The 22,752-nt window shown below is 65.5% G+C and carries 22 protein-coding genes and 1 other RNA gene; 13 read left to right on the top strand and 10 right to left on the bottom strand.

From position 1 onward, the window contains the following. Window positions 1–117: 117 nt before the first annotated feature. Window positions 118–1,932: a copper resistance system multicopper oxidase gene (locus tag ACCQ06_RS19060; protein WP_228323571.1), complete on the bottom strand. Its 1,815-nt coding sequence runs from the start codon at window positions 1,930–1,932 to the stop codon at window positions 118–120. A gap of 225 nt (window positions 1,933–2,157) precedes the next feature. Further along, on the bottom strand, window positions 2,158–2,553 hold the full coding sequence (locus tag ACCQ06_RS19055) for a CopL family metal-binding regulatory protein (RefSeq protein ID WP_228323570.1): 396 nt from the start codon (window positions 2,551–2,553) through the stop codon (window positions 2,158–2,160). 132 nt (window positions 2,554–2,685) lie between these two features. Between ACCQ06_RS19055 and ACCQ06_RS19050 the strand changes: the two genes are divergently transcribed. The 3 genes from ACCQ06_RS19050 (at window position 2,686) to ACCQ06_RS19040 (ending at window position 6,735) form a co-directional block, all read left to right on the top strand. Continuing rightward, window positions 2,686–3,789 carry a PLP-dependent cysteine synthase family protein gene (locus tag ACCQ06_RS19050; protein WP_228323569.1) on the top strand — a complete coding sequence of 368 codons (1,104 nt, stop codon included), beginning with the start codon at window positions 2,686–2,688 and terminating at the stop codon, window positions 3,787–3,789. A gap of 97 nt (window positions 3,790–3,886) precedes the next feature. Further along, window positions 3,887–5,911 carry a M3 family metallopeptidase gene (locus ACCQ06_RS19045; RefSeq protein WP_228323568.1) on the top strand — a complete coding sequence of 675 codons (2,025 nt, stop codon included), beginning with the start codon at window positions 3,887–3,889 and terminating at the stop codon, window positions 5,909–5,911. Between the two features lie 152 nt (window positions 5,912–6,063). Beyond that, window positions 6,064–6,735 carry an SH3 domain-containing protein gene (locus ACCQ06_RS19040; protein WP_104615119.1) on the top strand — a complete coding sequence of 224 codons (672 nt, stop codon included), beginning with the start codon at window positions 6,064–6,066 and terminating at the stop codon, window positions 6,733–6,735. A 232-nt stretch (window positions 6,736–6,967) separates the two neighbouring features. Here the strand turns inward: ACCQ06_RS19040 and fabB are convergent, their stop codons facing one another. After that, a complete protein-coding gene (gene fabB, locus ACCQ06_RS19035; protein ID WP_104615090.1) occupies window positions 6,968–8,176 on the bottom strand; it encodes a beta-ketoacyl-ACP synthase I in 1,209 nt (402 codons plus the stop codon). Next, on the bottom strand, window positions 8,176–8,691 hold the full coding sequence (gene fabA, locus ACCQ06_RS19030; protein ID WP_228323567.1) for a 3-hydroxyacyl-[acyl-carrier-protein] dehydratase FabA: 516 nt from the start codon (window positions 8,689–8,691) through the stop codon (window positions 8,176–8,178). The genes fabB and fabA overlap by 1 nt, the downstream gene beginning before the upstream one ends. 342 nt (window positions 8,692–9,033) lie before the next feature. Between fabA and dinB the strand changes: the two genes are divergently transcribed. The 3 genes from dinB to gph all read left to right on the top strand — a co-directional run bounded on the left by dinB (window position 9,034) and on the right by gph (window position 11,058). Further along, window positions 9,034–10,113, top strand: a complete 1,080-nt coding sequence (gene dinB, locus ACCQ06_RS19025) for a DNA polymerase IV (RefSeq protein ID WP_228323566.1) — start codon at window positions 9,034–9,036, stop codon at window positions 10,111–10,113. A 93-nt stretch (window positions 10,114–10,206) separates the two neighbouring features. After that, window positions 10,207–10,282: non-coding RNA, sX9 sRNA (locus tag ACCQ06_RS19020), on the top strand. 125 nt (window positions 10,283–10,407) lie between these two features. Further along, a complete protein-coding gene (gene gph / locus ACCQ06_RS19015; protein ID WP_228323565.1) occupies window positions 10,408–11,058 on the top strand; it encodes a phosphoglycolate phosphatase in 651 nt (216 codons plus the stop codon). A 339-nt stretch (window positions 11,059–11,397) separates the two neighbouring features. On the opposite strand, the gene ACCQ06_RS19010 is transcribed toward gph, so the two are convergent. Then, window positions 11,398–11,790 (bottom strand): TfoX/Sxy family protein, encoded by a 393-nt coding sequence (locus ACCQ06_RS19010; protein ID WP_228323564.1) that lies wholly within the window; start codon window positions 11,788–11,790, stop codon window positions 11,398–11,400. Next, the gene (gene msrC, locus ACCQ06_RS19005; protein WP_104615095.1) at window positions 11,787–12,269 is read right to left on the bottom strand and encodes a free L-methionine (R)-S-oxide reductase MsrC; all 483 of its coding nucleotides are present in this window, start codon (window positions 12,267–12,269) and stop codon (window positions 11,787–11,789) included. The genes ACCQ06_RS19010 and msrC overlap by 4 nt, the downstream gene beginning before the upstream one ends. Window positions 12,270–12,386: 117 nt before the next feature. On the opposite strand from msrC, the gene bioD reads away from it, so the two are divergent. Beyond that, a complete protein-coding gene (gene bioD / locus ACCQ06_RS19000; RefSeq protein WP_228323563.1) occupies window positions 12,387–13,061 on the top strand; it encodes a dethiobiotin synthase in 675 nt (224 codons plus the stop codon). A 163-nt stretch (window positions 13,062–13,224) separates the two neighbouring features. Here the strand turns inward: bioD and ACCQ06_RS18995 are convergent, their stop codons facing one another. The 3 genes from ACCQ06_RS18995 to ACCQ06_RS18985 all read right to left on the bottom strand — a co-directional run bounded on the left by ACCQ06_RS18995 (window position 13,225) and on the right by ACCQ06_RS18985 (window position 15,643). Beyond that, window positions 13,225–13,560: a phasin family protein gene (locus ACCQ06_RS18995; RefSeq protein ID WP_228323562.1), complete on the bottom strand. Its 336-nt coding sequence runs from the start codon at window positions 13,558–13,560 to the stop codon at window positions 13,225–13,227. Between the two features lie 191 nt (window positions 13,561–13,751). Next, the gene (gene queD, locus ACCQ06_RS18990) at window positions 13,752–14,105 is read right to left on the bottom strand and encodes a 6-carboxytetrahydropterin synthase QueD (RefSeq protein ID WP_228323561.1); all 354 of its coding nucleotides are present in this window, start codon (window positions 14,103–14,105) and stop codon (window positions 13,752–13,754) included. 152 nt (window positions 14,106–14,257) lie between these two features. Then, window positions 14,258–15,643 (bottom strand): DEAD/DEAH box helicase, encoded by a 1,386-nt coding sequence (locus ACCQ06_RS18985; protein WP_055848080.1) that lies wholly within the window; start codon window positions 15,641–15,643, stop codon window positions 14,258–14,260. A gap of 306 nt (window positions 15,644–15,949) precedes the next feature. Between ACCQ06_RS18985 and ACCQ06_RS18980 the strand changes: the two genes are divergently transcribed. Together ACCQ06_RS18980 and maiA are read left to right on the top strand one after the other, a co-directional pair. Further along, window positions 15,950–17,008, top strand: a complete 1,059-nt coding sequence (locus ACCQ06_RS18980; RefSeq protein WP_316692687.1) for a fumarylacetoacetate hydrolase family protein — start codon at window positions 15,950–15,952, stop codon at window positions 17,006–17,008. A 43-nt stretch (window positions 17,009–17,051) separates the two neighbouring features. Further along, window positions 17,052–17,714, top strand: coding sequence for a maleylacetoacetate isomerase (gene maiA / locus ACCQ06_RS18975; protein ID WP_316688737.1), 663 nt, complete (start codon window positions 17,052–17,054; stop codon window positions 17,712–17,714). 281 nt (window positions 17,715–17,995) lie between these two features. Here the strand turns inward: maiA and ACCQ06_RS18970 are convergent, their stop codons facing one another. Further along, window positions 17,996–19,129 carry a PilT/PilU family type 4a pilus ATPase gene (locus tag ACCQ06_RS18970; protein WP_104615100.1) on the bottom strand — a complete coding sequence of 378 codons (1,134 nt, stop codon included), beginning with the start codon at window positions 19,127–19,129 and terminating at the stop codon, window positions 17,996–17,998. A gap of 99 nt (window positions 19,130–19,228) precedes the next feature. Here ACCQ06_RS18970 and ACCQ06_RS18965 point away from each other — a divergent pair, with 99 nt between their 5' ends. The 4 genes from ACCQ06_RS18965 (at window position 19,229) to ACCQ06_RS18950 (ending at window position 22,680) form a co-directional block, all read left to right on the top strand. Continuing rightward, window positions 19,229–19,612 (top strand): DUF4398 domain-containing protein, encoded by a 384-nt coding sequence (locus ACCQ06_RS18965; protein WP_104615101.1) that lies wholly within the window; start codon window positions 19,229–19,231, stop codon window positions 19,610–19,612. Continuing rightward, window positions 19,609–20,499, top strand: coding sequence for a coiled-coil domain-containing protein (locus ACCQ06_RS18960; RefSeq protein ID WP_316688734.1), 891 nt, complete (start codon window positions 19,609–19,611; stop codon window positions 20,497–20,499). Before ACCQ06_RS18965 ends, ACCQ06_RS18960 begins: the two co-directional genes overlap by 4 nt. Before the next feature lie 353 nt (window positions 20,500–20,852). Continuing rightward, a complete protein-coding gene (locus ACCQ06_RS18955; protein ID WP_005991804.1) occupies window positions 20,853–21,071 on the top strand; it encodes an HP1242/YdcH family protein in 219 nt (72 codons plus the stop codon). 238 nt (window positions 21,072–21,309) lie between these two features. Further along, window positions 21,310–22,680, top strand: coding sequence for a pyridoxal-phosphate dependent enzyme (locus tag ACCQ06_RS18950; RefSeq protein WP_316688731.1), 1,371 nt, complete (start codon window positions 21,310–21,312; stop codon window positions 22,678–22,680). Window positions 22,681–22,752 lie beyond the last annotated feature (72 nt).

Here is a 22,752-nt window from a genome sequence, read left to right as displayed (position 1 = left end):
CATGCACAGGCGGGTCGTGCGCTGTGTCGTTGCTCGGCGCATCCGCGTGCTGCTGTGCGGCCAACGATGCACTGAACAACCACGTGCTCACGAACAGTGGGCGTAGACGTAACGCGCTCATGCGTCCACCCGCACTTCGCGCATCATGCCCGCTTCCATGTGGTACAGCAGATGGCAGTGGTAAGCCCAGCGGCCGAGCGCATCTGCACGCACCCGGTAGGTGCGGCGCGTACCGGGCGGCATGTCGATGGTGTGCTTGCGCACCTGGAAATTGCCGTCGGCATCTTCCAGGTCGCTCCACATGCCGTGCAGGTGAATCGGGTGTTGCATCATGGTGTCGTTGACCAGCACGATGCGTAGCCGCTCGCCGTAACGCAGCCGCAGCGGGTCGGCCGAGGCGAAGGCGATGCCGTCGAAGGACCATGCGAATTTTTCCATGTGGCCGGTCAGATGCAGCTCGATCTCGCGGCCGGGTTCGCGGCCATCCGGGTCGTCGAACAGGCTATGCAGATCGCCGTAACACAGCACGCGACGGCCGTTATCGCGCAGGCCTATGCCAGGGTCGTCCAGGCGCGATGCAGTGGCATTGCTGCGCATGTCGATCAACGGATTGCCTGTTTCGCTGGCGGAGTGGTGCGGTGCCTTGTCCGACGCGCTGTCCGGCGTGTGCGCATGCTGGGCCGGCATCGGCATCGGCATCGGCATGGCGTGTGAGGCATGCGGGTCGCTTTGCATGGCATCGCCAGCGTGCATGGAGTGATCGGCGTGCCCCGTGCCACCGCCATGCGCCATGTCCTGCATGGTTAGGATCGCGCGTGGGTCCAGTGGGGGAATTGGCGCCCGCAGGCCATGCCGTACCGCCAGCGTGCCGCAGGCGAATCCGGTGCGGCCCATGTCCTGCGCAAACAACGTAAACGCGTCCTGGCCGGTCGGCTCGATGAGCACATCGAAGGTTTCGGCTGCGGCAATGCGCAGCTCGTCCACGCTGACCGGATGCACGTATTGGCCGTCGGCCGCGACCACGGTCATGCGCAGGCCGGGGATGCGGATGTCGAAGTAGGTCATCGACGAGCCATTGATGAAACGCAGCAACACCTTTTCGCCGGGGGTGAACAAGCCGGTCCAGTTGCCGGCCGGCGCCACGCCGTTGAGCAGATAGGTGTAGGTGTTGGCGTTGACGTCCGACAGGTCGGTGGGGGTCATGCGCATGCGCCCCCACATGCCGCGGTCGGCCAGTGTCGCGCGCAAGCCATCTTCGCGCGCATCGCGCACAAAATCGCCCACCGTGCGCTGCGCGTAATTGTCGTGGCTGGGCATCTGTTTCAAACGACGGAACAGCGCCGCCGGGTCCAGATCGGTCCAGTCCGACAACAGCACCACATGTTCGCGATCAAAGCGGTACGGCGGCGGCGTCAGCGGGTCGATGACGATGGCGCCGTACAGGCCGGCCTGCTCCTGGAACATCGAGTGGCTGTGGTACCAGTAGGTGCCGGATTGGCGCAGCGCGAAGCGGTAGTGATACTCCTGGCCCGGCGCGATGCCATCGAAGCTCATGCCCGGCACGCCGTCCATGTTGGCGGGCAGCAGCAGGCCATGCCAATGCACCGAGGTGGGCTGGTCGGTCAGCGCATTACGCACACGCACGCTCACCGTGTCGCCCTCGCGCCAGCGCAGCGTTGGCGCAGGCAGGCTCTGATTGACGGTGATGGCAGGGCGCGTGCGCCCGGTGAAATTGACCGGCAGGCGGCCGATCTGCAGCGACTGGCTACTGCCGCGCAGGACCGGCGTGGAGACCGTGCCGGCCGCACGCGCATCGGTGCGCCACAGCCCGGCGCCTGCGGCAAGCCCGCCCAGGGCCAGGCCTTGCACAAAACGGCGCCGGCTGATGGCGGGCGTGGATGTTGGATCGAACACAGGGGAATCGGAAGACATGTCACCTCCGGCGCGTCTGCAACAGCAGGCAGACGTAGCGCATCGCTGAGAAATCCCGCGTGCAAGGACGCGGGGCGAAGCATGCGTGGAATGGCCGATGGACGCGGCGCGCGATCGTCAGATCAGACGGACGACGCACGGATCGTCGAAGCGTTCGCGCAGCCCCTGCCGATGCTGAGCAGCGGCGACGCAGCGCTGATGAAGCGCGTCGTGTCGTATCGGCCGTTAGCCGATGGGAGGTCGAACCGGTTGTTCGTACGCCGGGCTGGCACGGCCTTCGTCCAGGGCGGCAGGCACGGCGGAATGACCGAGCAGCCCCGCCGGGACCGCAGGCAGGGTCAGCAAGGCCAGACTGCAGTGCTGCAGGCAGTCGCAGCTGCCCAGCTTGCAGCAGTCGCTTGCGTGCGCGTGTTGGGTCTTGTCGGGCAACGGCGCCATATCGGGCGCTGGCATGGCGTCATGGCAAGGCATTGCTGCTGCCATGCGCGCCGGCATCGCGTGCGTTGCCGCCTGCGGTATGGCCGTGTCCGGCATCGCCATGCCCACCGACGCCCACGCGCCGGTGGCCGTATTGGCGACCAGGCACAGGCACAGCAGCAGGCGGAGCAGGCAACGCAGCACGGGCGGTCGGGGCTGGCAAAGGACGTTGCGAGCATACCACCGGCCCGCAACTGTCCGCCCGATGACTGCCTGCCCCGGGTGCGCGCCAGGCGGCGGTAGAATCGACGTCTCTTTCGCATCACGTCCGTGCCCATGTCGCAGCGCCAGTGGGTGGCCGCCGCCATCCAGAAGATCGAGGCCGATTTCAATCGTTCGGCCGACACCCATCTGATTCCGATGGGCCTGCCGGGCTATCCGGGCATCGACCTGTATTTCAAGGACGAGTCCAGCCACCCCACCGGCAGCCTCAAGCACCGCTTGGCGCGCTCGCTGTTTCTGTATGCGCTGACCAATGGCTGGTTGCGTGCAGGGCGCCCGGTGATCGAGGCGTCCAGCGGGTCGACTGCGATTTCCGAAGCCTATTTCGCGCGCTTGCTGGGGGTGCCCTTCATCGCGGTGATGCCGGCCTCGACCTCGCCGGAGAAGATCGCCGCGATCGAATTCCAGGGCGGCCGCTGCCATCTGGTGGAGCGTGCCTGCGACCTGGACAGCGCCTCTCATCAGCTCGCGCGCGAGACCGGCGGGCATTTCATGGACCAGTTCACCTACGCCGAGCGCGCTACCGACTGGCGCGCCAACAACAACATCGCCGAATCGATCTTCAAGCAGCTGGCCGAAGAACCGCACCCCATCCCCGACTGGATCGTCTGCAGCCCCGGCACCGGCGGCACCAGCGCCACCTTGGGGCGCTATGTGCGCTATCGCCGCCATCACACCCGCATCCTGTGCGTGGACCCGGAAGTATCGGTGTTCTTCGACGGCTATTGCCGCGCGGTGGACGGGCAGTGCCCCAAGGAGCTGGCGATCACCGGCGGCTCGCGCATCGAAGGCATCGGCCGGCCGCGGGTGGAATCGAGCTTCATCCCCAGCTGCGTGGATGAAATGATCAAGGTGCCCGATGCTTTGAGCCTGGCCGCGATGCGCCACGTCAGCGCCACCCTGGGCCGTCGCGTGGGCGGTTCCACTGGCACCAACTTCATCGGCGTGCTGCACGCCGCGCAGCGGATGCGCGAGGAAGGCCGTCAGGGCTCCATCGTCAGCATCCTGTGCGATGCCGGCGAGCGCTACGCGCACAGTTACTACAACCCGGCCTGGTATGTGGAACGCGCGATCGATGTCACCGACAGCGATGCGGCGATTGCCAGCGCGGTCAACGGCGGCGCATTGCCGCAGCTGCCTTGTGCTGCGCTGGAATGATCGCCATATCGGGAGCCTGCTGACGCGCGCCGCGTGTCGGTAGGTATCGCCACACATCATTCGTCATCCCTGATCCAGTCCACCGCCGGAGCGCTCCATGACCAACCCGCTGCTCGACCTGTCTGGACTGCCGTCCTTCGATGCCATCCGCCCCGAACATGTGGGCCCGGCGATCGACCAACTGCTGGCCGAGGCGGAAGCGGCGGTGAAGGTGGCCGAGCAGGTCAGCCCGGTGAGCTGGAACAGCTTCGTGGTGCCGCTGGACGATGCCACCGAGCGGCTGTGGCGCGCGTGGGGGCAGGTCGGCCATCTGCAGGCGGTGATGAACACGCCCGAGCTACGCGAGGCCTACAACAGCAATCTGCCCAAGGTCAGCCGCTTCGGCAGCGCGTTGGGCCAGAACCTGGCCTTGTACGCGCAGTACAAGGCGCTGGCGCAATCGCCGGAAGCGGCCGATTACGATGAGGCACGCCGCAAGGTACTGGATAACGCGCTACGCGATTTTCGTCTGGGCGGCGCCGAGCTGGACGACGAGGCCAAGGCGCGCTTTGCGCAGATCCAGGAAGAGCTGTCCGCGTTGGCGGCCAAGTTTTCGCAGAACGTGCTCGATGCCACCGACGCATGGTCGTACGTCACCGAAGACCAGACGCAGTTGTCGGGGCTGCCGGCCGAAGTGATCGCCGCCGCCCGCGCTGCCGCCGAAAAAGACGGCGTGCCGGGCTGGAAGTTCACCTTGCAGATGCCGTGCTATCTGCCGGTGCAAAGCGATGCCGACAGTCGCGACCTGCGCGCGCTGCTGTATCGCGCCAACGCCGAGCGCGCGTCCGAATTCGGCGATGCCGCGCTGGACAACAGCGCCAATATCGATCGCATTCTCGCCCTGCGCGCAGAGCTGGCGCAGCTGCTTGGGTTTGACGGGTATGCCGACTATTCGGTGGCCACCAAGATGGCGCAAAGCCCGGATGAAGTGATGGGCTTTCTGCGCGACCTGGCGGTGCGCGCCAAGCCGTATGCGCAACGCGACCGCGCCGAACTCGAAGCCTTTGCGCGCGACGAACTTGGCCTGGACGAACTGCAGGCCTGGGACCTGGCCTACGTCAGCGAAAAGCTCAAGCAGGCGCGCTACAGCTTCTCCGAGCAGGAAGTGAAGCAGTATTTCACCGAGCCGAAAGTGTTGGCCGGCCTATTCGATGTGATCCACAGCTTGTACGGCCTGCGCGTCAAGCCGGACAGCGCGCCGGTCTGGCATGAGGATGTGCGTTTTTACCGGCTCGAAGATGCGCAAGGCGCGTTGGTCGGCCAGTTCTATCTGGATCTGTACGCGCGCGAAGGCAAGCGCGGTGGCGCGTGGATGGACGATTGCCGCAACCGCCGCGAGACCGCCAAGGGCGTGCAGACACCGCTGGTGTATCTGGTGTGCAACTTCGGCCGTGGCAGCGGCGATGCACCGGCCACGTTCCGGCATGGCGAAGTCACCACGTTGTTCCATGAGATGGGCCATGGCCTGCATCAGCTGCTCACCCGCATCGGCGAGCTGGGTGTGGCCGGGATCAACGGCGTGGAATGGGACGCGGTGGAATTGCCCAGCCAGTTCATGGAGAACTTCTGCTGGGAATGGGAGCGCGTGCAGGCGATGACCGCGCATGTGCAGACCGGCGAGCCTTTGCCGCGCAACCTGTTCGACCGGCTGCTGGCCGCGCGCAATTTCCAGAGCGGCATGTTTACCGTGCGGCAGCTGGAATTCGCATTGTTCGACATGCAATTGCACAGCAGTTTCGACCCGGCCCAGGACAGCGTGCTGCAGCTGATCGAGCGCGTGCGCGACGAGGTCGCCGTCAATCGTCCGCCGGCGTGGAATCGCTTCCCGCATCAGTTCAGCCACATCTTTGCCGGCGGTTATGCGGCTGGTTACTACAGCTACAAATGGGCCGAAGTACTCAGCGCCGACGCCTACGCCGCGTTCGAAGAAGCACCCGAGCAGGTTGCCGAGACCGGCGCGCGGTTCCGCGTTGAGGTGCTGTCGCGTGGCGGAAGCCGTAGCGCTGCCGACAACTTCCGCGCCTTCCGTGGTCGCGCGCCCAGCATCGATGCGCTGCTGCGGCATAACGGCATGGCGGGCTGAGCGGGTCAGTCGCGCGCCTGCCATCGCTGGCAGGCGCTGCGTTCGCAGGGCATGCGTTCGCAGTGCAGTGAGGTGGATTGTCGTATAAGCGCAGCAGCGTGGTCGCCCCGGTGACCGATGCGCCACTGGATCAGCACATCAAGGAACGTGCAATGCAGCGACGTCTGTCATGGAGTGTGGTGGTGTTGATGGCCGCGGCGGTACCGGCCGCGGCGCAGCATGCCGGTCACGCCAGTAGTCTGGCTGGCCTGCGCGCAGGCCCAGGCGAGGAATACCGGCGTGTGGGCGAGGCCAGCGCCGGCAACGCGCTCACGGTCTATGGGTGCCTGAAGAACGGCAGATGGTGCGATGTGCGTGCGCCGGATGCGCGTGGCTGGATGCCTGCGCAAGCGATCGCACTGGAGCGCGGCGATCTGAGCCGCGTGGTGCCGAAACTCGAGTTTTCGCTGGACGCGTATTGGGACGCGCATTACCGCGGCCGCGAATGGACCGTGGAGAGTGAGCGCGCGCTGTGGCGCGACCATTCACCCGGCAACTCGCCAGCGCTGGAAGTGCTTGCGCCCGGTGAGGGCCTGCCGCAAGCCGGCGACCCCTCCATCGCAAGACGCGTCAAGCAGGAGACACGCGTAAACACCGAACGGACCAACCGCGAGCGGGCCGAGATTGATGCGGCCCGGAGCTTGCAGTTCAAGCGCGATCAGGCCCGGACGGCGTGCCGCAGCAGGCAGCGCGCACAAGAGCAGAGCGCTGCCAGGGACGCGAAGGGCCAGCCCGCCAGCAGCGGGACCTCGATGGAAGATTGCGACCGCTTGCGGGACGAATAAGACACCGCACCTGCGCCTTGGCGCAGGGCGGTAACGCGTGATTGCACGTCGCTGCTTTCACATAGGCATGTCGTCAACATGCGTGCTGGCAACGCTGTTCTGTCGCATCGCGGTTGCTTGAAGTTGCACCGCCCGTCTTCCACTGATGGACCCCTTGCACGGCGCGGACACGGATCGACTCTCCGTACCCGCGTGGCTGCACAACGCGATTACACGCGTTTGCATGCAGCCATCACGCCCGCCCGAACACCAGGGTGCCGTTGGTCCCGCCAAAGCCGAAGCTGTTGGACATCACCGTGTTCAAGGTGGCTTCCTGTGTCTGCCGCAGGATCGGGAAGCCTTCGGCGCGCGGGTCGAGTTCGTCGATATGCGCCGAGCCGGCCATGAAGCCATCGCGCAACATCAGCAGGCTGTAGATCGCCTCGTGCACGCTGGCTGCGCCCAGCGAATGACCGGACAGCGCCTTGGTCGACGACAGCGGCGGCACGTTGTCGCCGAACACCGCGCGCACTGCGCCCAGTTCGGTGACATCGCCCAGCGGTGTCGAGGTGCCGTGCGTGTTGAGGTAATCGATCGGGCGATCCAGCCCCTGCATGGCCATGTGCATGCAGCGCACCGCGCCTTCGCCGCTGGGCGCCACCATGTCCGCACCATCGGAGGTCACGCCATAGCCGAGCAGCTCGGCATGGATGCGTGCGCCGCGTGCGACGGCGTGGTCGTAGTCTTCCAGCACCAACATGCCGCCGCCGCTACCGATGACGAAGCCATCGCGCTGCGCATCGTACGGACGCGAGGCCACTGCCGGGCGATCGTTGAAGCCGGTGGACAGTGCGCCCATCGCATCGAACATCACGCTCATGGTCCAGTGCAGTTCTTCGCCGCCGCCGGCGAACATCACATCCTGCGCGCCGTGCCGGATCAGATCGGCCGCCGCGCCGATGCAATGCGCCGAGGTCGCGCAGGCGGCCGACAGCGAATAGCTCAGGCCGCGGATCTTGAACGCGGTGGCCAGCGAGGCCGACACCGCCGAGCACATGGTGCGCGGCACCATGTACGGGCCCACCTTGCGCACGCCGCGGTTGCGCAGCAGGTCGGCGGTTTCCACCTGCCATTGGCTGGACCCGCCGCCGGAACCGGCGATTACGCCGGTGCGCACGTCGCTGACCTGTTCGGCGCTCAGGCCCGCATCGGCAATCGCATCGCGCATGGCCAGATACGCGTACGCGCAGGCGTCGCCCATGAAGCGTTTGAGCTTGCGGTCGATCAGTGCTTCCAGATCCAGCGTGACTGCGCCGCCCACCTGGCTGCGCAGACCGGCCTCGGCATGGTCGGGCAGGGCGGTGATGCCGGAGCGGCTTTCGCGCAATGCGATGGAGACGGTGTCCAGGTCATTGCCCAGACACGAATTGATGCCCATTCCGGTGACGACGACACGACGCATCAGAAGTTCTCCGTCGAAGTGAACATGCCCACGCGCAGATCCTTGGCGGTATAGATTTCGCGCCCGTCTACCAGCATGCGCGCATCGGTCTGCGCCATCACCAGCTTGCGGTTGATCACGCGGCTCACATCGATCTCGTAGCTCACCAGCTTGGCGCTGGGCAGCACCTGGCCGGTGAACTTGACCTCCCCGCAACCCAGCGCGCGGCCGCGGCCTGCAGCGCCGATCCAGGTCAGGAAGAAGCCGGTCAGCTGCCACATCGCATCCAGCCCCAGGCAGCCGGGCATCACCGGGTCGCCGATGAAATGGCAACCGAAAAACCACAGGTCGGGGCGCACATCCAGCTCGGCGCGAATCACGCCCTTGCCGTACGCGCCGCCGGTGTCGCTGATCTCGGTGATGCGGTCGAACATCAGCATCGGGTCGTTCGGCAGCCTGCCGCTGTCGGGTCCGAACAATTCACCGCGCGCGCTGGCCAGCAATTGGTCGCGCGAATACGCACTTTGACGAGTCATCACAAACGTTTCCTGCAAGGAGCGAATGGCGAAGCCGGCAAGGGTGCATGAGCCGGCGCGGTTCAATCAAACGTTTTATCCGTACGCATGCGTGCTGTTTTCAGCCGATTGCGTGGTGCGGCGCGCGATGTGGTGCATGGGCACCTCGCGTCTGCGCACGCAGGCCGGTCGTGACCAACGGCCGGATTAGGTGCGGCGCCATGAGCATCCAGAGCGATGGCGAAGACAAGAACTGCCGGCGGTCGCGCCCGTTTCGCGCCGCTTTGCCGTGAGTACTGGATCAAGGCGTGAGACGCGGCTGTCTTATCATGGCCGCATCCTGAGTGGAGAGACGCCAGCTTGATGCGCAAGATCGTGCACGTGGACATGGATGCGTTCTACGCGTCCGTGGAGCAACGTGACGATCCCGGCCTGCGCGGCAAGCCGGTGGTGGTGGCCTGGCGCGGCGCGCGCTCGGTGGTCTGCGCCGCCTCCTACGAAGCACGCACCTTCGGCATCCGCTCGGCGATGCCGGCGCTACGTGCAGAACGGCTCTGCCCGGATGCGGTGTTCGTGCCGCCGGATTTTGCGCGTTACAAGGCGGTGTCGCGGCAGGTGCGCGAGATCTTTCATCGGCATACCGATCTGGTCGAGCCGTTGTCGCTGGACGAAGCCTATCTGGACGTCACGCACGCCAAGACCGGCATGCTGCTGGCCACCGAAATCGCGCAGCTGATCCGCACCCAGATCCGCGACGAAACCGGGCTCACCGCATCGGCCGGCATCGCGCCGAACAAGTTCCTGGCCAAGATCGCCTCGGACTGGCGCAAGCCCGATGGCCAGTTCGTCATCGCACCCAGTCGCGTGGATGCGTTCCTGCTGCCGCTCAGGGTCAATCGCATTCCAGGCGTGGGCAAGGTGATGGACGGCAAGCTGGCGGCGTTGGGCATCGTCACTGTGGCCGATCTGCGACTGCGTCCGCTGGAAGAATTGCAGGCGCATTTCGGCAGCTTCGGACACAGCCTGTATCGCCGCGCGCGCGGCATCGACGATCGCCCGGTGGAGCCGGATCAGGAAGTGCAGTCGGTCTCTTCGGAAGACACCTTCAGCGAGGATCTGGCGCTCGATGCACTGGACCCGCATATCCTGCGCCTGGCCGAAAAAACCTGGCTCGCCACGCGGCGCACCGAACGGATCGGGCGCACGGTGGTGCTGAAGCTGAAGACCTCGAACTTTCGCATCCTGACCCGTTCGTACACGCCGGAGCAGCCGCCGGCTTCCTTTGATGCATTGGCGCAGATTGCGCTGGCACTGACCAAGCGCGTGGAGCTGCCCGACGACACGCGTTATCGCCTGGTCGGTGTGGGGCTGAGCGGTTTCAGCGATGCCGAAGAGGGCGCGGTGCAGGGCGAGTTGTTCGGCGAGATGCCGCAGGCGCAGTGAGTGCGACGTCGTGCCTGCGATGCCGTGTGGTAGAGCAGCCACCAAAACGACTGTGCTCACCGCCGGGCGGGCGTAGCCGGTGTTCGGTGCGGCATTACCACGCGAGCACTCCGGGTCTGAGCGCGCCGTCCACCCACACCTGACGACTGCTCGCTACGTTGTGGTAGCCGCCCTCAGCCTGATGCATGCAGCGATGACTGCAGCACGCATCACGCATCTTCGTCGTGCACGCTGACACGGTCTGAATCCAGCCGCTCGTACACTGCAGGCCGCTCCCCCAACGAGGCGTTGTGCATGTTTCCGTATCCGCTGGTGATCTTCGACCTGGATGGCACGCTGGTGGACAGCGCACCCAATATCGCCGAAGCGCTCAACGCCACCTTGCACGAACTCGGGTTGCAGCAGTTCAGCGAGGCGACGATCCGCGGCTGGATCGGCGAAGGCGTGCACGTGCTGCTTGCCACCGCCTTGCGCGAAGCCGGCGGCACGCACGATGCCGATACCGCGATGCCGGTGATGATGCGTCACTACGAAGCCAGCCTGCTGCACAACCCGCAGCTCTATCCCGGTGTCGGCGAGGCGTTGGTTGGCCTGCGCGAGGCCGGCGCCACGCTGGCGTTGTGCACCAACAAACCGTCGCGGTTCATCGCGCCGCTGCTGGAACATCTGGGCATCGCTGCGCACTTCAGCAGCGTACTCGGTGGCGATTCGCTGCCGCAGCGCAAGCCCGATGCCGCGCCGCTGCTGCACCTGGCCAGGCAATTCCAGCACGCACCGCAGCAGTGCCTGATGGTTGGCGATTCGGCCACCGATGCGGCCGCCGCAAACGCAGCGGCAATGCCCTTGGCGATGGTGCGCTACGGCTATCTGCGCGGCTTCGACGTGCACAGCTCCGGCGCGGTGGCGGTCATGGATGACATGCGCGAGCTGCTGGCATTGACCTAGAGCGACCGACAAAACGACTGCGCGGCTGCCAGGCGGACGTGATCGGTGATCGGTGTAGTGCGTCCTGTTTCCTTACCTGCGGTTCTGAGCGTAGCGTCCGCATCCAACCGACGATCGCTTCGTAGATGCTGTTAGCTGCGTTTGGTGTTTGGCGCGACGCGACAACGCGGTCGACAGCGGAGTGGGTGCGCTGGCTGGAGTTCGCAGCGGGGGTTTTGCGTGGTGTGCCGCCGACGTTGCGACCAAGCGCTGCGCGCAACGCGCGCAGCCATCGTGTCAGGCGCTACCGCACGGCGCCGATACCAAAAGATGCAGCGGCGCTCCACCCATGGTGTGCGCTCAATCCTCGCGGGTCTGGCTCGGGTCCGCAGCGTCATCGTGTCCTTCGATCATGTCGCCATGCGTATCGTCGTTGTCCGCCCGCGCGTAGTGAACGGTTTCCACCGGCCCGGCGACCGCGCGGCCGCGCACCGGCAACAGCGCACTGGCCGCTTCGTATTCGGCCAGCAAGGCATGCCGACGCGCTTCCGGTACGTCCTGCCAATGGCAATCGGTCAAGGCGCCTTCCAGCGAATACAGCAGATTGAGGCTGGGTCTGAAACCGGCGCGGCGCACTTTGACGAAGGCGCCCACCGCGCCCACCGCCTGCAGATCCTGCTGCGTACGCAAACCCACCTGGCGCAGCCACGCCGCACTTTTCGGTCCGATGTTGCGCAGCCGTTCGGTGGTCACGTCAACGCGCCGACGAAGATTTGCGCGATGGCTTCCAGGCCCTGCTGATCGTCGGCGTCGAAGCGATCCAGCTCCGGGCTGTCCAGATCCAGCACGCCGATCAAGGTCTCGCCCTTGACCAATGGAATCACCAGCTCCGAGCGCGACGCCGAATCGCAGGCGATATGCCCGGGAAACGCGTCCACGTCGGCAATGCGCTGGCTCTGTCGGGTGCTGGCGGCCGCACCGCACACGCCCTTGTCCAGCGGAATGCGAACGCAGGCCGGCAAGCCCTGGAACGGCCCCACCACCAGCTCGCGGCCATCGTAGAAATAGAAGCCGGCCCAGTTGAGCGACGGCAGCGAATTGAAGATCAGTGCGGCCAGATTGGCGGCATTGGCGATCCGATCCGGCTCGCCGTGCACCAGGGCCTGGGCCTGGGCGGTGAGCTGGGCATATTGTTCCGGCTTGCTGCCGGTGAGCGACGAGGTGGCGAACATGGCAGAAGTTTAGCAGCGGCCATCCGCAGCGGCATTGCGACTCAGCCGCGCGTTCGGATCCGCACGTTATGCTGCCAGCCCTCTCGGCAATGGCGGCCCGGCCGCAGGATCGAACGCATGCAGCACCCGGCGTTGTACGTCACCGGCACCGACACCGGCGTCGGCAAGACCATGGGCAGCACGGCGTTGCTGCATGCGCTACGCGCGCGCGGCCACACCGCGGTGGGGATGAAGCCGGTCGCCAGTGGCTGCGAACAAACGCCGGATGGCTGGCGCAATGAAGACGCGCTGGCGCTGCAGGCGGCCAGCGACCCGCAACCGGATTACGCCACCCTCAACCCGTACGCCTTGCCCGCACCGTTGGCACCGGAGCTGGCCGCCGCCGACGTCGGCGTGACCCTGTCGCTGGACCCGATCGCCCGCGCCTTTGCGCAATTGCGTCGCCAGGCCGAGGTGGTGGTGGTCGAAGGTGTCGGTGGTTGGGCCGCGCCGCTCAGCGCCGATCTGGACCAGGCCGATCTGGTGCGCGCGCTGCAACTGCCGGTGGTGCTGGTGGTCGGCGTGCGGCTGGGCTGCATCAACCACGCGCGCCTGACCACCGCCGCCATCGCCGCCGACGGGCTGGAGTGCATCGGCTGGATCGCCAACGAAATCGACCCGCAGATGGAGCGCGTCGAAGAGAACATCCAGATGCTGCACCAGCGGCTGTCGATGCCGTGCTGGGGGCGGATCCGCTGGCGCCCGGGCGCCGATGCCGCCAGCCAGGCGCAGGAGCTGCGGCTACCTATTTAGCCGCGCCGGCCGCAAACACGGCAGTGCCACTCGCCGCGCGCAAGCCGCTGCGACAGATGGCCGGCAAACGCACAATAAAAAAGCCCGACAGAGGGAGGGATCTGTCGGGCCGGATTGCATGGGGGGAGGGACCCATGCAAAGACGCTGAATTTTTGGTGGCGGTTAGCTGCGCCGTGTCTTGCCTGCTGCGCCGGCCTGCTCGCTGCCGGTGTCGAACTGCTGCTTGGCAAACTGCCCAAGCTCGCTGGACATCTTCAAACCCATCCCGACCACTTCCTGGTTGGCCGAGGCCAAACGCTCCAGGTTGTCGCGGGCCAGTTGCAGCCCTTTCGGCCAGAGCGTCTGGTAGGCACCCAGGTCGCGTGCCTGCGCAAACTCACCGAAGAAGCTGGTGGTGGCATTGACGTTCTGCTTCAGCATGTCCAATGCCAACTGATTGGCACGTGCTGCGGCAGAGGCGAACTGACTGGTGAAGCTGTTATCGAACTGCGCCGACATTGCGAACCCCTTGGGGAAAGCCGTGACCGTTTGTTGCGTTGCAGCATACGCGCATATTGGTGCGATGCAACACGTTTCCTGAAATTTTCCAAAACATTGTTCAAATTCATTTGAATTCAATCGGTTGGAAAGACGTCAAAAACGATGAAGCCGCCCATCAGGCGGCTTCGGGTCGAACAGTGCGCATGCGGTCAACCGCGATAGCGGCAGCCGGACGTGCAGGTTTCATGCACCACGATTTCGCTCAACTGCGGCAAGGCCGGCTTGAGCTGCTGCCAGATCCAGATCGCCAGCCGTTCGCTGGTCGGGTTCTCCAACCCCTCGATGTCATTGAGGTAGTGGTGGTCCAGGCGGTCGTAGATCGGCTGGAAGGCCGCCTTGATATCGCCGAAATCCATGATCCAGCCGGTGTCGGCACCCGGTTCGCCGCTGACGTGCAGCTCGACCCGGAACGAATGCCCATGCAGCCGGGCGCACTTGTGGCCGGGCGGCACATTGGGAAGCCGATGCGCGGCTTCGAGCGTAAAGATTTTGAAGATATCCATGACGGTGATCGGCAAGCAGTAACGAAAGGGAAGGGCACGTGCCGGCGTGGTACCGGATCACGCAAGGGTCCGGAGCGGCCGGGTCCGATACAACGCGGGCCTGATACAACAAGGGCCGCATGGCGGCCCTTGTGCTCAGCAGACGCCGTTTATCAGGCGCCGCGGTTGGCCGGACGGCCAGCCCCGCCACGGCTGTCGCGCCGGCCGGCACCTGCGCCCGCATTGGCCTGACGCGGCCCGGCACTGCGCTGGCCACCCGGCTTCTTCGGGCCGGCATGCGCATGCGCCTGACGCGGTGCATCGCCGTGCGGACGACGCGCGTGGCTCTTGCGCGGTGCGCGATCGCCGCCCGGCTGTTCGGCACGGCCCGGGGCGCTATTACCCCAGCGGATCGGGGTCTGCGGCTCGTAGCCCGGCACGTCGCGGATTTCCACGTCGCGGCCCAGCATGCGCACGATCTGACGCAGCAGCTTGGCTTCGTCCTGCGCCACCAGCGAAATCGCCTCGCCGGTGGAGCCGTTACGGCCGGTACGGCCGATCCGGTGCACGTAGTCCTCGGCCACCATCGGCAGATCGTAGTTGATGACCTTCGGCAGCTGGTCGATATCGATACCGCGTGCGGCGATATCGGTGGCCACCAGCACGGTGACGCGGCCGGCCTTGAAGTCGCTCAGTGCACGCATGCGCTGGCCCTGGCTCTTGTTGCCGTGGATCGCCGCGGTCTTGATGCCGGACTTTTCCAGGAACAGCGCCAGCTTGTCGCTGCCATGCTTGGTGCGCGCGAAGACCAGGGTCTGCTCGCGGCTGTCCTGCGCCAACAGGTGCAGCAGCAGATCGCGCTTGCGCGCGCCATCGACCGGGTGCACGCGGTGGGTGATGCTCTCGGCCACGGTGTTGCTCGGGGTGACCTGGATCTGCATCGGGTTGCGCATGAACTCCAGCGCCAGCTGCTTGATGTTCTCTTCGAACGTGGCCGAGAACAGCAGGGTCTGACGGTCCTGGCGCGGCAGCTTGGTCAGGATGCGCTTGATCGACGGCAAAAAGCCCATGTCGAGCATGCGGTCGGCTTCGTCCAGGATCAGCACTTCGATGCCGGACAGGTCCACGCTGCGACGCTCGATATGGTCGATCAGACGGCCCGGGCAGGCGATCAGCAGGTCCACGCCACGACGCAGGGTGTCGAGCTGGTTGCCCATGCCCACGCCGCCGTAGATCACCGCGCTGGGAATGCGCAGGTACTTGCTATAGCCGCGCAGGCTGTCGTGCACCTGGGTAGCCAGTTCGCGGGTCGGGGTCAGGATCAGCGCGCGCGGCTTGCGCGGGCCATTGACCGGCTGCGGGGTGGTGCCCAGGTGCTGCAGCAGCGGCAGGCCGAACGCGGCGGTCTTGCCGGTACCGGTCTGCGCGCCGGCCAGCAGGTCGTGACCGGCCAGCACCAGCGGGATCGCCTGCTGCTGGATCGCAGTGGGGGTTTCATAGCCCTGCTCGGCCAACGCGCGCAGCAGGAAGGGCGCAAGGCCCAGGGATTCAAAAGACATCAGGAAGCTCCAAGTAAAGCGTCGCCACCAGGCCAGGCCCGGAGCGCAAACGCATTGCAGATGCAAAAAGTGAGGCTCGGAGCGTTCCCGTGAACCGCGCTGCGAGATGGTGGAACAACCCGATCAAGAAGCGATGGGTTTGTCGGCACCACGAAAGGCGTCGGGTGGGGCGGGCGAGCGGATCGATCGATCCTGGCCTCGCCGGCGGTCCCAAAGGGAAACGGACGGCCGCATGCAGACCGGGCTAGTGTACGCGCGTTTGGCGCGCTGCACAAAATTTCGGCATTGCATTGTGCTGCGGGTCAGCTGTTTCAATCGCAACCATTGTTGCGCCAGGTCGTACAATCGCCCGATCAGCCACAGCACAGGATCGTCATGAAGCTAGGTTCCCTGAAGGAAGGCGGCCGCGATGGCAGCCTGATCGTGGTCTCACGCGACCTGAGCAAGGCCGTGCATGCCGCCGGCATCGCGCCGACGCTGCAGCGCGCGCTGGAAGACTGGAGCAACGTCGCGCCACGGCTGAACGCCTTGTCTGCCTCGCTCGACGACGGCAGCGCCGATGGCGTCTTCGATCTGGATCTGCAGGCGCTGGCCGCGCCGCTCCCGCGCGCTTACGAATTCGTCGATGGCAGCGCCTACCTGCCGCATGTGGAGCGGGTGCGTCGCGCGCGCAATGCCGAGGTACCGGAGAGCTTCTACACCGACCCGCTGATGTACCAGGCCACCAGTGCCGGCTTCTACGGCCCGCGCGATGCCATCAAGGTGATCAGCGAGGACCACGGCATCGATCTGGAGGCCGAAATCGTGGTCATCACCGACGACGTGCCGATGGCGGCCTCACCCGAACAGGCGGCCGCGCATATCCAGCTGATCGGCCTGGTCAACGATGTCTCGCTGCGCAACCTGATTCCGGCCGAGCTCGCCAAGGGCTTTGGCTTTGTGCAATCCAAGCCGCGCTCGGCGTTGTCGCCGGTGTTCGTCACCCCCGACGAGCTGGGCGATGCGTGGCGCGACAGCAAGGTGCACCTGCCGCTGGTGACCCACGTCAACGGTGCCTGGTTCGGTGCGCCGGAAGCGGGCAAAGACATGCAGTTCGATTTCGCCCAGCTGATCGCCCATGCTGCCAAGACCCGTCCGTTGTCGGCCGGCACGATTGTCGGCTCCGGCACCATCGCCAATCAGGACACCACGCTGGGTGCGTCGTGTTTTGCCGAACAGCGCGTGGTCGAGACCTTGCGCGATGGCAAGCCGAGTACGCCGTTCATGGCGTTCGGCGATGTGGTGCGGATCGAGATGTTCGATGCCAGCGGCGCCAGCATCTTCGGCGCGATCGAGCAGCGCGTCGAACGGCAGCCAGTGCCATGACGCGCAGCGTCCTGCCGGCGGGCGCGGTGACTGGCGGCCGCGCATGAGCGCGGCGCTGGAGCTGTTTTCGTACTGGCGTTCGAGCGCGGCGTATCGCGTGCGCATCGGGCTGCACCTGAAGTCGCTGGCCTATGTCACGCACCCGGTGCATCTGGTGCGCGATGGCGGCGAGCAGCATGCCGCCGCCTACGCGAAACTCAATCCGCAGGAGCTGGTGCCGACGCTGCGCCACGGCGCAGTGGTGATCCCGCAGTCGCTGGCGATTCTGGAATATCTGGAAGAGGCCTTTGCGGACAGCGCACAGCTGTTGCCAGCAGCCCCGGCCGACCGCGCCCGCGTGCGCGCGCTGGCGCAGGTCATCGCCTGCGATGTGCATCCGCTCAACAATCTGCGCGTCACCCGCTACCTGGAGCGCGGGGTTGCGCTGGACGCGGCGCAACGCCAGCAGTGGACACAGCACTGGATGCAGTGCGGCTTCAGCGCGCTGGAAGCGCAACTTGCGCAAGACCCGCGCACCGGCACGTTCTGCCATGGCGAGACGCCGGGCCTGGCCGACTGCGTGCTGATCCCGCAGCTCTACAACGCGCGTCGGTTCGAGGTCGATCTGACACCGTATCCCACCTTGCAACGGATCGAACGACAGTGCCTGGCACTCCCGCAATTCGGCGCTGCCCGGCCAGAGGCCCAGCCCGACGCGGCGGTGTGAGTGCAGCGAGATGTTCGACGGTGGCCTCAGTCCTTGGGCCATCGTTTCCCACAGGCAGGGGACGTGCGGCGCGTTGAAGCGGTGCCTAGTGTTGAAGCGGTGCCGAGTAAGGAGAGGCTTGAACAACGGCCCTGATCAGCGCCAAACCCCAGCGACGGGCCGCGGCAGAAGCAGATCAGTCACAGCGCGCCGCAACGCGTGCGTCCGGTGCCCATGTCCTTCTCCCGCTCGCGGGAGAAGGTGGCGCGCAGCGCCGGATGAGGGCGCTGCCGCATTCCAGATTAAATAAACCCGTGACTGATCTTCGGCGCCGACGCCGACTCGTAATCCGCGTATGGGTCGTGCTCGCCGGAGCCGCCTTCGGACAGCCGGAACTTCAGCGCCAGGCCATCGCGCGAATCGGCTGCACGCAGCGCTTCTTCCTGCTCGATCTCACCGGTCTTGACCATGCGGAACAGGCATTGGTCGAAGGTCTGCATGCCTTCTTCCAACGACTCTTCCATCGCCGCCTTGACCTCGTGCACCTGGCCACGACGCAGCAGGTCGCGGATCATCGGGGTATTGAGCAACACCTCGGTGGCGGGGCGGCGGCGTCCATCCACGCCCTTGACCAGACGCTGCGAGACCACCGCGCGCAGATTCAGCGCCAGGTTCATCAGCACGTTCTTGTGCGCGCTTTCCGGGAAGAAATTGAGGATGCGTTCGATGGTCTGGTCGGCGTTGTTGGAGTGCAACGTCGCCAGGCACAGGTGGCCGGTCTCGGCGAAGGCGATGGCCGCCTCCATGGTCTCGGCATCCAGGATTTCGCCGATCAGGATCACGTCCGGCGCTTCGCGCATCGCGTTCTTCAGCGCACTCTGGAAGGCGTGCGTGTCCAGGCCCACCTCGCGCTGGTTCACGATCGACATCTTGTGCTTGTGCAGATATTCGATCGGGTCCTCGATGGTGAGGATGTGCCCGGTGGTGGTGCTGTTGCGGTGGTCGATCATCGACGCCAGCGAGGTCGACTTGCCGGAGCCGGTCGAACCGACCACCAGCACCAGCCCGCGCGGGGTCATGATGACGTCCTTGAGCACCTGCGGCAGGTTGAGCTCTTCGATGCTCGGGATCCGGCTGCGGATGGCGCGGATTACCATGCCCACCTCGCCACGCTGCTTGAACACGTTCACGCGGAAGCGGCCGGCATCGGACAGGGCGATGGCCATGTTGAGCTCGAGCTCGCGCTCGAACTGCGGCACCTGGCCTTCGTCCATCAATGAGTAAGCGATTTTCTTGACCATCCCCGGCGGCAACCCCGTGTTGCCGAGCGGGTAGAGCTTGCCTTCGATCTTGATGTACACCGGCGCGCCGGTGGTCAAGAACATGTCCGAGGCATTCTTTTCGGTCATCAGCTTCAGGAAGTAGCCGATATCCATGCGCAATGGTTCCCCAACAAACAGCAGCGTCTCGTTGCAAGTCCGCCGCAGGCTTCCGACAATGGCCGTGCTCGAGACTTCCTCGCTACGGCTCCCCTAATGACGGCTAGCTTCGCATACTTGCGGCGATCCCTGTATGGCATCGCCTGTTTCATGGTTCTTTCCTCTCCGGCCGCCGCCCAGGTGGCACCGGAGCTCACTGCCGCCGAACAGGCCGTGCAACGCGCCACCCAGGCCGATGCCGACCAATACGCCCCGGATCTGGTCAACCTGGCCCGCCAGGAATTGATGCAGGCCCAGCAGGCGCAACTGGACAAACGCCAGCGCAAGGAGGTGCCGCAGCTCGCACTGCGCGCCGCCGCCGATGCCGATCTGGCCAAGGCGCGCAGCGAAGAGGCCGTGGTCAGTGCCCAGCTGGAGCAACGTCGCAAGGAAGTGGCGCAGCTGCAGAACACCCTCAACACCGGGGAGAACGGCCGATGAAACTGCGCCCCCTCCTTTATATCGGTGTGCTGAGCCTGGCCACGCTGCCGTCGCTGGCGATGGCGGCCAAGGACGACCCGCAGGTCGACGCGCTCAATCGGCGCCTGGCAGCGTTGCAGAACGACCCACAGACCAGCGATCTGGCTCGCTACGAGCGGCTGCAGGCCCAGCAAAGCGTGGCGGCACTGGCCGAGGCCAAGCGCCGCGACCGCGATGCGCTGGTGTTTCTGGCCGACCGCCGGGTCGAGATCGCCGAGCTCACCGCCCGCACCGCGCTGGCCCGGCGCGAGCTGGACCGCCTGGAAGGCACCCGCAACGATCTGCTGATCGAGGCCAGCCGCCGTGACGCCTCGCGCGCCCGGCAGGAGGCCGAGCGGCTGCGTGTGCAGGCGCAGATCCAGGCCGAGGAGGCTGAGCGCATGCGGCAGGCCGCCGAACAGGAAACCCTGGCTCGCCAGGATGCCGAGCTGGCGCTGACCAGCGTGGCCGGCAAGCAGACCGCCAAGCTCAACGCCGCCCAGCAAAAGGCCCTTCAGCTCGCCCATGAAGAAGCCGAGCTGGTGGCCGGTGCCAAGCTGCCCTCGTCCAGGGTGGACAGCCGCGGCGAAGTGTTCTCGCTGGGCAGCGGTGCGTTCGGCGGCAAGGCGGCGTTGTCCGGCGATGCGGCCGGGCAGGCCAAGGCACTGGCCGAGTATCTGAACATCGGCAAGAAGGGCCGGGTCAGCATCGTCGGCTTCGACAGCGATGCGGGCACAGCCAAGAAGCGTGCCGAAGCGCTTCGCGACGCTCTGGTCGCCGCCGGTGTTGCGGAATCGCGGTTGCAGGTCAGTGGCAGCAAGGGTGCCGCCAGCAAGACGCGCGCGGCGGAGGTCGTCGTCGCGCCCTAATGCAAGTGGTTGGAAGTTAAGGTCTTTTAACCCAGGCATGACGCCCGGTTGAACCGCGGTCACTGATTGACGCAGGGAACGGCAAAACCAGCCGTTCCGGCCTTGAACCCCCTCCGCGACCGGCGTAGGGTCGTACCTCCGGGCAGCAACTCCGCCGCCCGGAAAGTACGGAGGGCCGGGTCAGTGACGCAAGGGCACGCAGAGACGCACGCAGTTGCAACAGGTAGTGGTTTTACCAGTGCGTCTACCGTGATGACCTTTGCCAACGTGACGCGCGGGTCTTCGATTCCCAAGCAGCGCCCTGTGCCGTTCGCGGCCGGGGCGTTCTTGTTTTAAGTGAAGGAGGTAACGCCATGTTCGAAGGGCAACCGCAGACCGAAATCGACGCATTGATCAAGTCCGATCCCGAGTTCAAGCAGCTGTACCAACGCCACAAGCTCTTGAACAAGAAATGCATGGATGCCGAACTTGGGGTGCTTCCCATCGACGACGTGACCTTGGGCCAGATGAAACGCGAAAAATTGCAGGCCAAAGAGAAGCTCACCCGGATGTACGACCAGCTCACGCACTGATCCTTCCCCACCGTTACAACAAGTTCACCGCCGCGGGCGGTGGCGGCCTCCTCGTCGGCTTGCCACCGTCCGCGTCTTTCGTTTTGGCCGATGCCTGCGCCGTGACGCGTGGCCTGTCAGGCAGCTGAGCACGCTCGTTCATAGGCGAGCACGATCGTTTCCCGCCTGAATGAGCATTCCCCGGCCGTTCGTCGGATAATGACCGGTCTAGCCCGCGCGGCGCAGCGACGATATCCCGATGGCGATTCATTCCTCCGTACTCGAACTGATTGGCAACACGCCGATCGTCAAGGCCCAGCGCCTGGACACCGGCGTCTGCGAGCTGTTCCTCAAGCTGGAGGCGAACAATCCCGGCGGGTCGATCAAGGATCGCATCGGCCTGTCGATGATCGAAGCGGCCGAGCAGCGCGGCGACCTCACCCCTGGCGCCACGCTGGTGGAAGGCACCGCCGGCAATACCGGCCTGGGCCTGGCGCTGGTAGCGCAGCAAAAGGGCTACCAGCTGATCCTGGTGGTGCCGGACAAGATGAGCCGCGAGAAGATCTTCAATCTCAAGGCCATGGGCGCCAACGTGGTGCTGACCCGGTCGGACGTGGCCAAGGGCCACCCGGAGTACTACCAGGACCTGGCCGCCAAGATCGCCGCCGAAACCCCCGGTGCGTACTTCATCAATCAGTTCGGCAACCCGGACAACCCGGCTGCGCACGAATTCGGCACCGGCCCGGAAATCCTGGCGCAGATGGACGGCCAGCTGGACGCGATCGTGTTCGGCTGCGGCAGCTCCGGCACCATGACCGGCCTGTCGCGCGCCTTCGCCACCGCCTCGCCGCACACCGAACTGGTGCTGGCCGACCCGGTGGGCTCGATCCTGACCCAGTACATCGAAGAAGGCACGGTCAGCGAGAAGTCCGGCAGCTGGCTGGTCGAAGGCATCGGCGAAGATTTTCTGCCGGATATCTCGGATTTTTCGCGGGTCAAGAAGGCGTATTCGATCAGCGATGCCGAAAGCTTCCACACCGCGCGCGAGCTACTGGCCAAAGAAGGCATCCTCGGAGGCTCGTCCACCGGCACCTTGCTGGCCGCAGCGCTGAAGTATTGCCGCGAGCAGACCACGCCCAAGCGCGTGCTGGTGTTCGTATGCGATACCGGCAACAAGTATCTGTCGAAGATGTACAACGACTACTGGATGCTCGACAACGGCTTCCTGGAGCGCCCGCAACACGGCGACCTGCGCGACCTGATCCTGCGCCCGTACAATAAGCGCGACACCGTGGTGGTGGGCCCGAAGGACCTGCTGACCACCGCCTACCAGCGCATGAAGCTGTACGACGTGTCGCAGCTACCGGTGATCGACGACGGCGAACTGGTCGGCATCGTCGACGAGAGCGACGTGCTGCTGCACGTGTATGGCGACGAAGCGCGTTTTCGCGATCCGATTTCCACCGCCATGGTCAGCAAGCTCGACCGCCTGGATGTCGCCTCGCCGATCGAGGCGCTGCTGCCGGTGTTCGATCGCGGCCAGGTCGCCATCGTCATGGACGGCACGCAGTTTCTCGGCCTGATCACCCGCATCGACCTGCTCAACTACCTGCGCCGCCGCGTGCAGTGATCGCGCAAGCCCGCGCGTGTCAGTGAGACGCGCGGGCTTGGCCGTTCAGACCTGCTTGTTACAATCCGCCAC

The organism is Xanthomonas sp. NCPPB 4467 (genome assembly GCF_041475665.2).
Classification (GTDB): Bacteria; Pseudomonadota; Gammaproteobacteria; order Xanthomonadales; family Xanthomonadaceae; genus Xanthomonas; species Xanthomonas dyei.
Note: the sequence above shows the minus strand (reverse complement) of the source record. Positions and strands in the feature narration are given on the sequence as shown.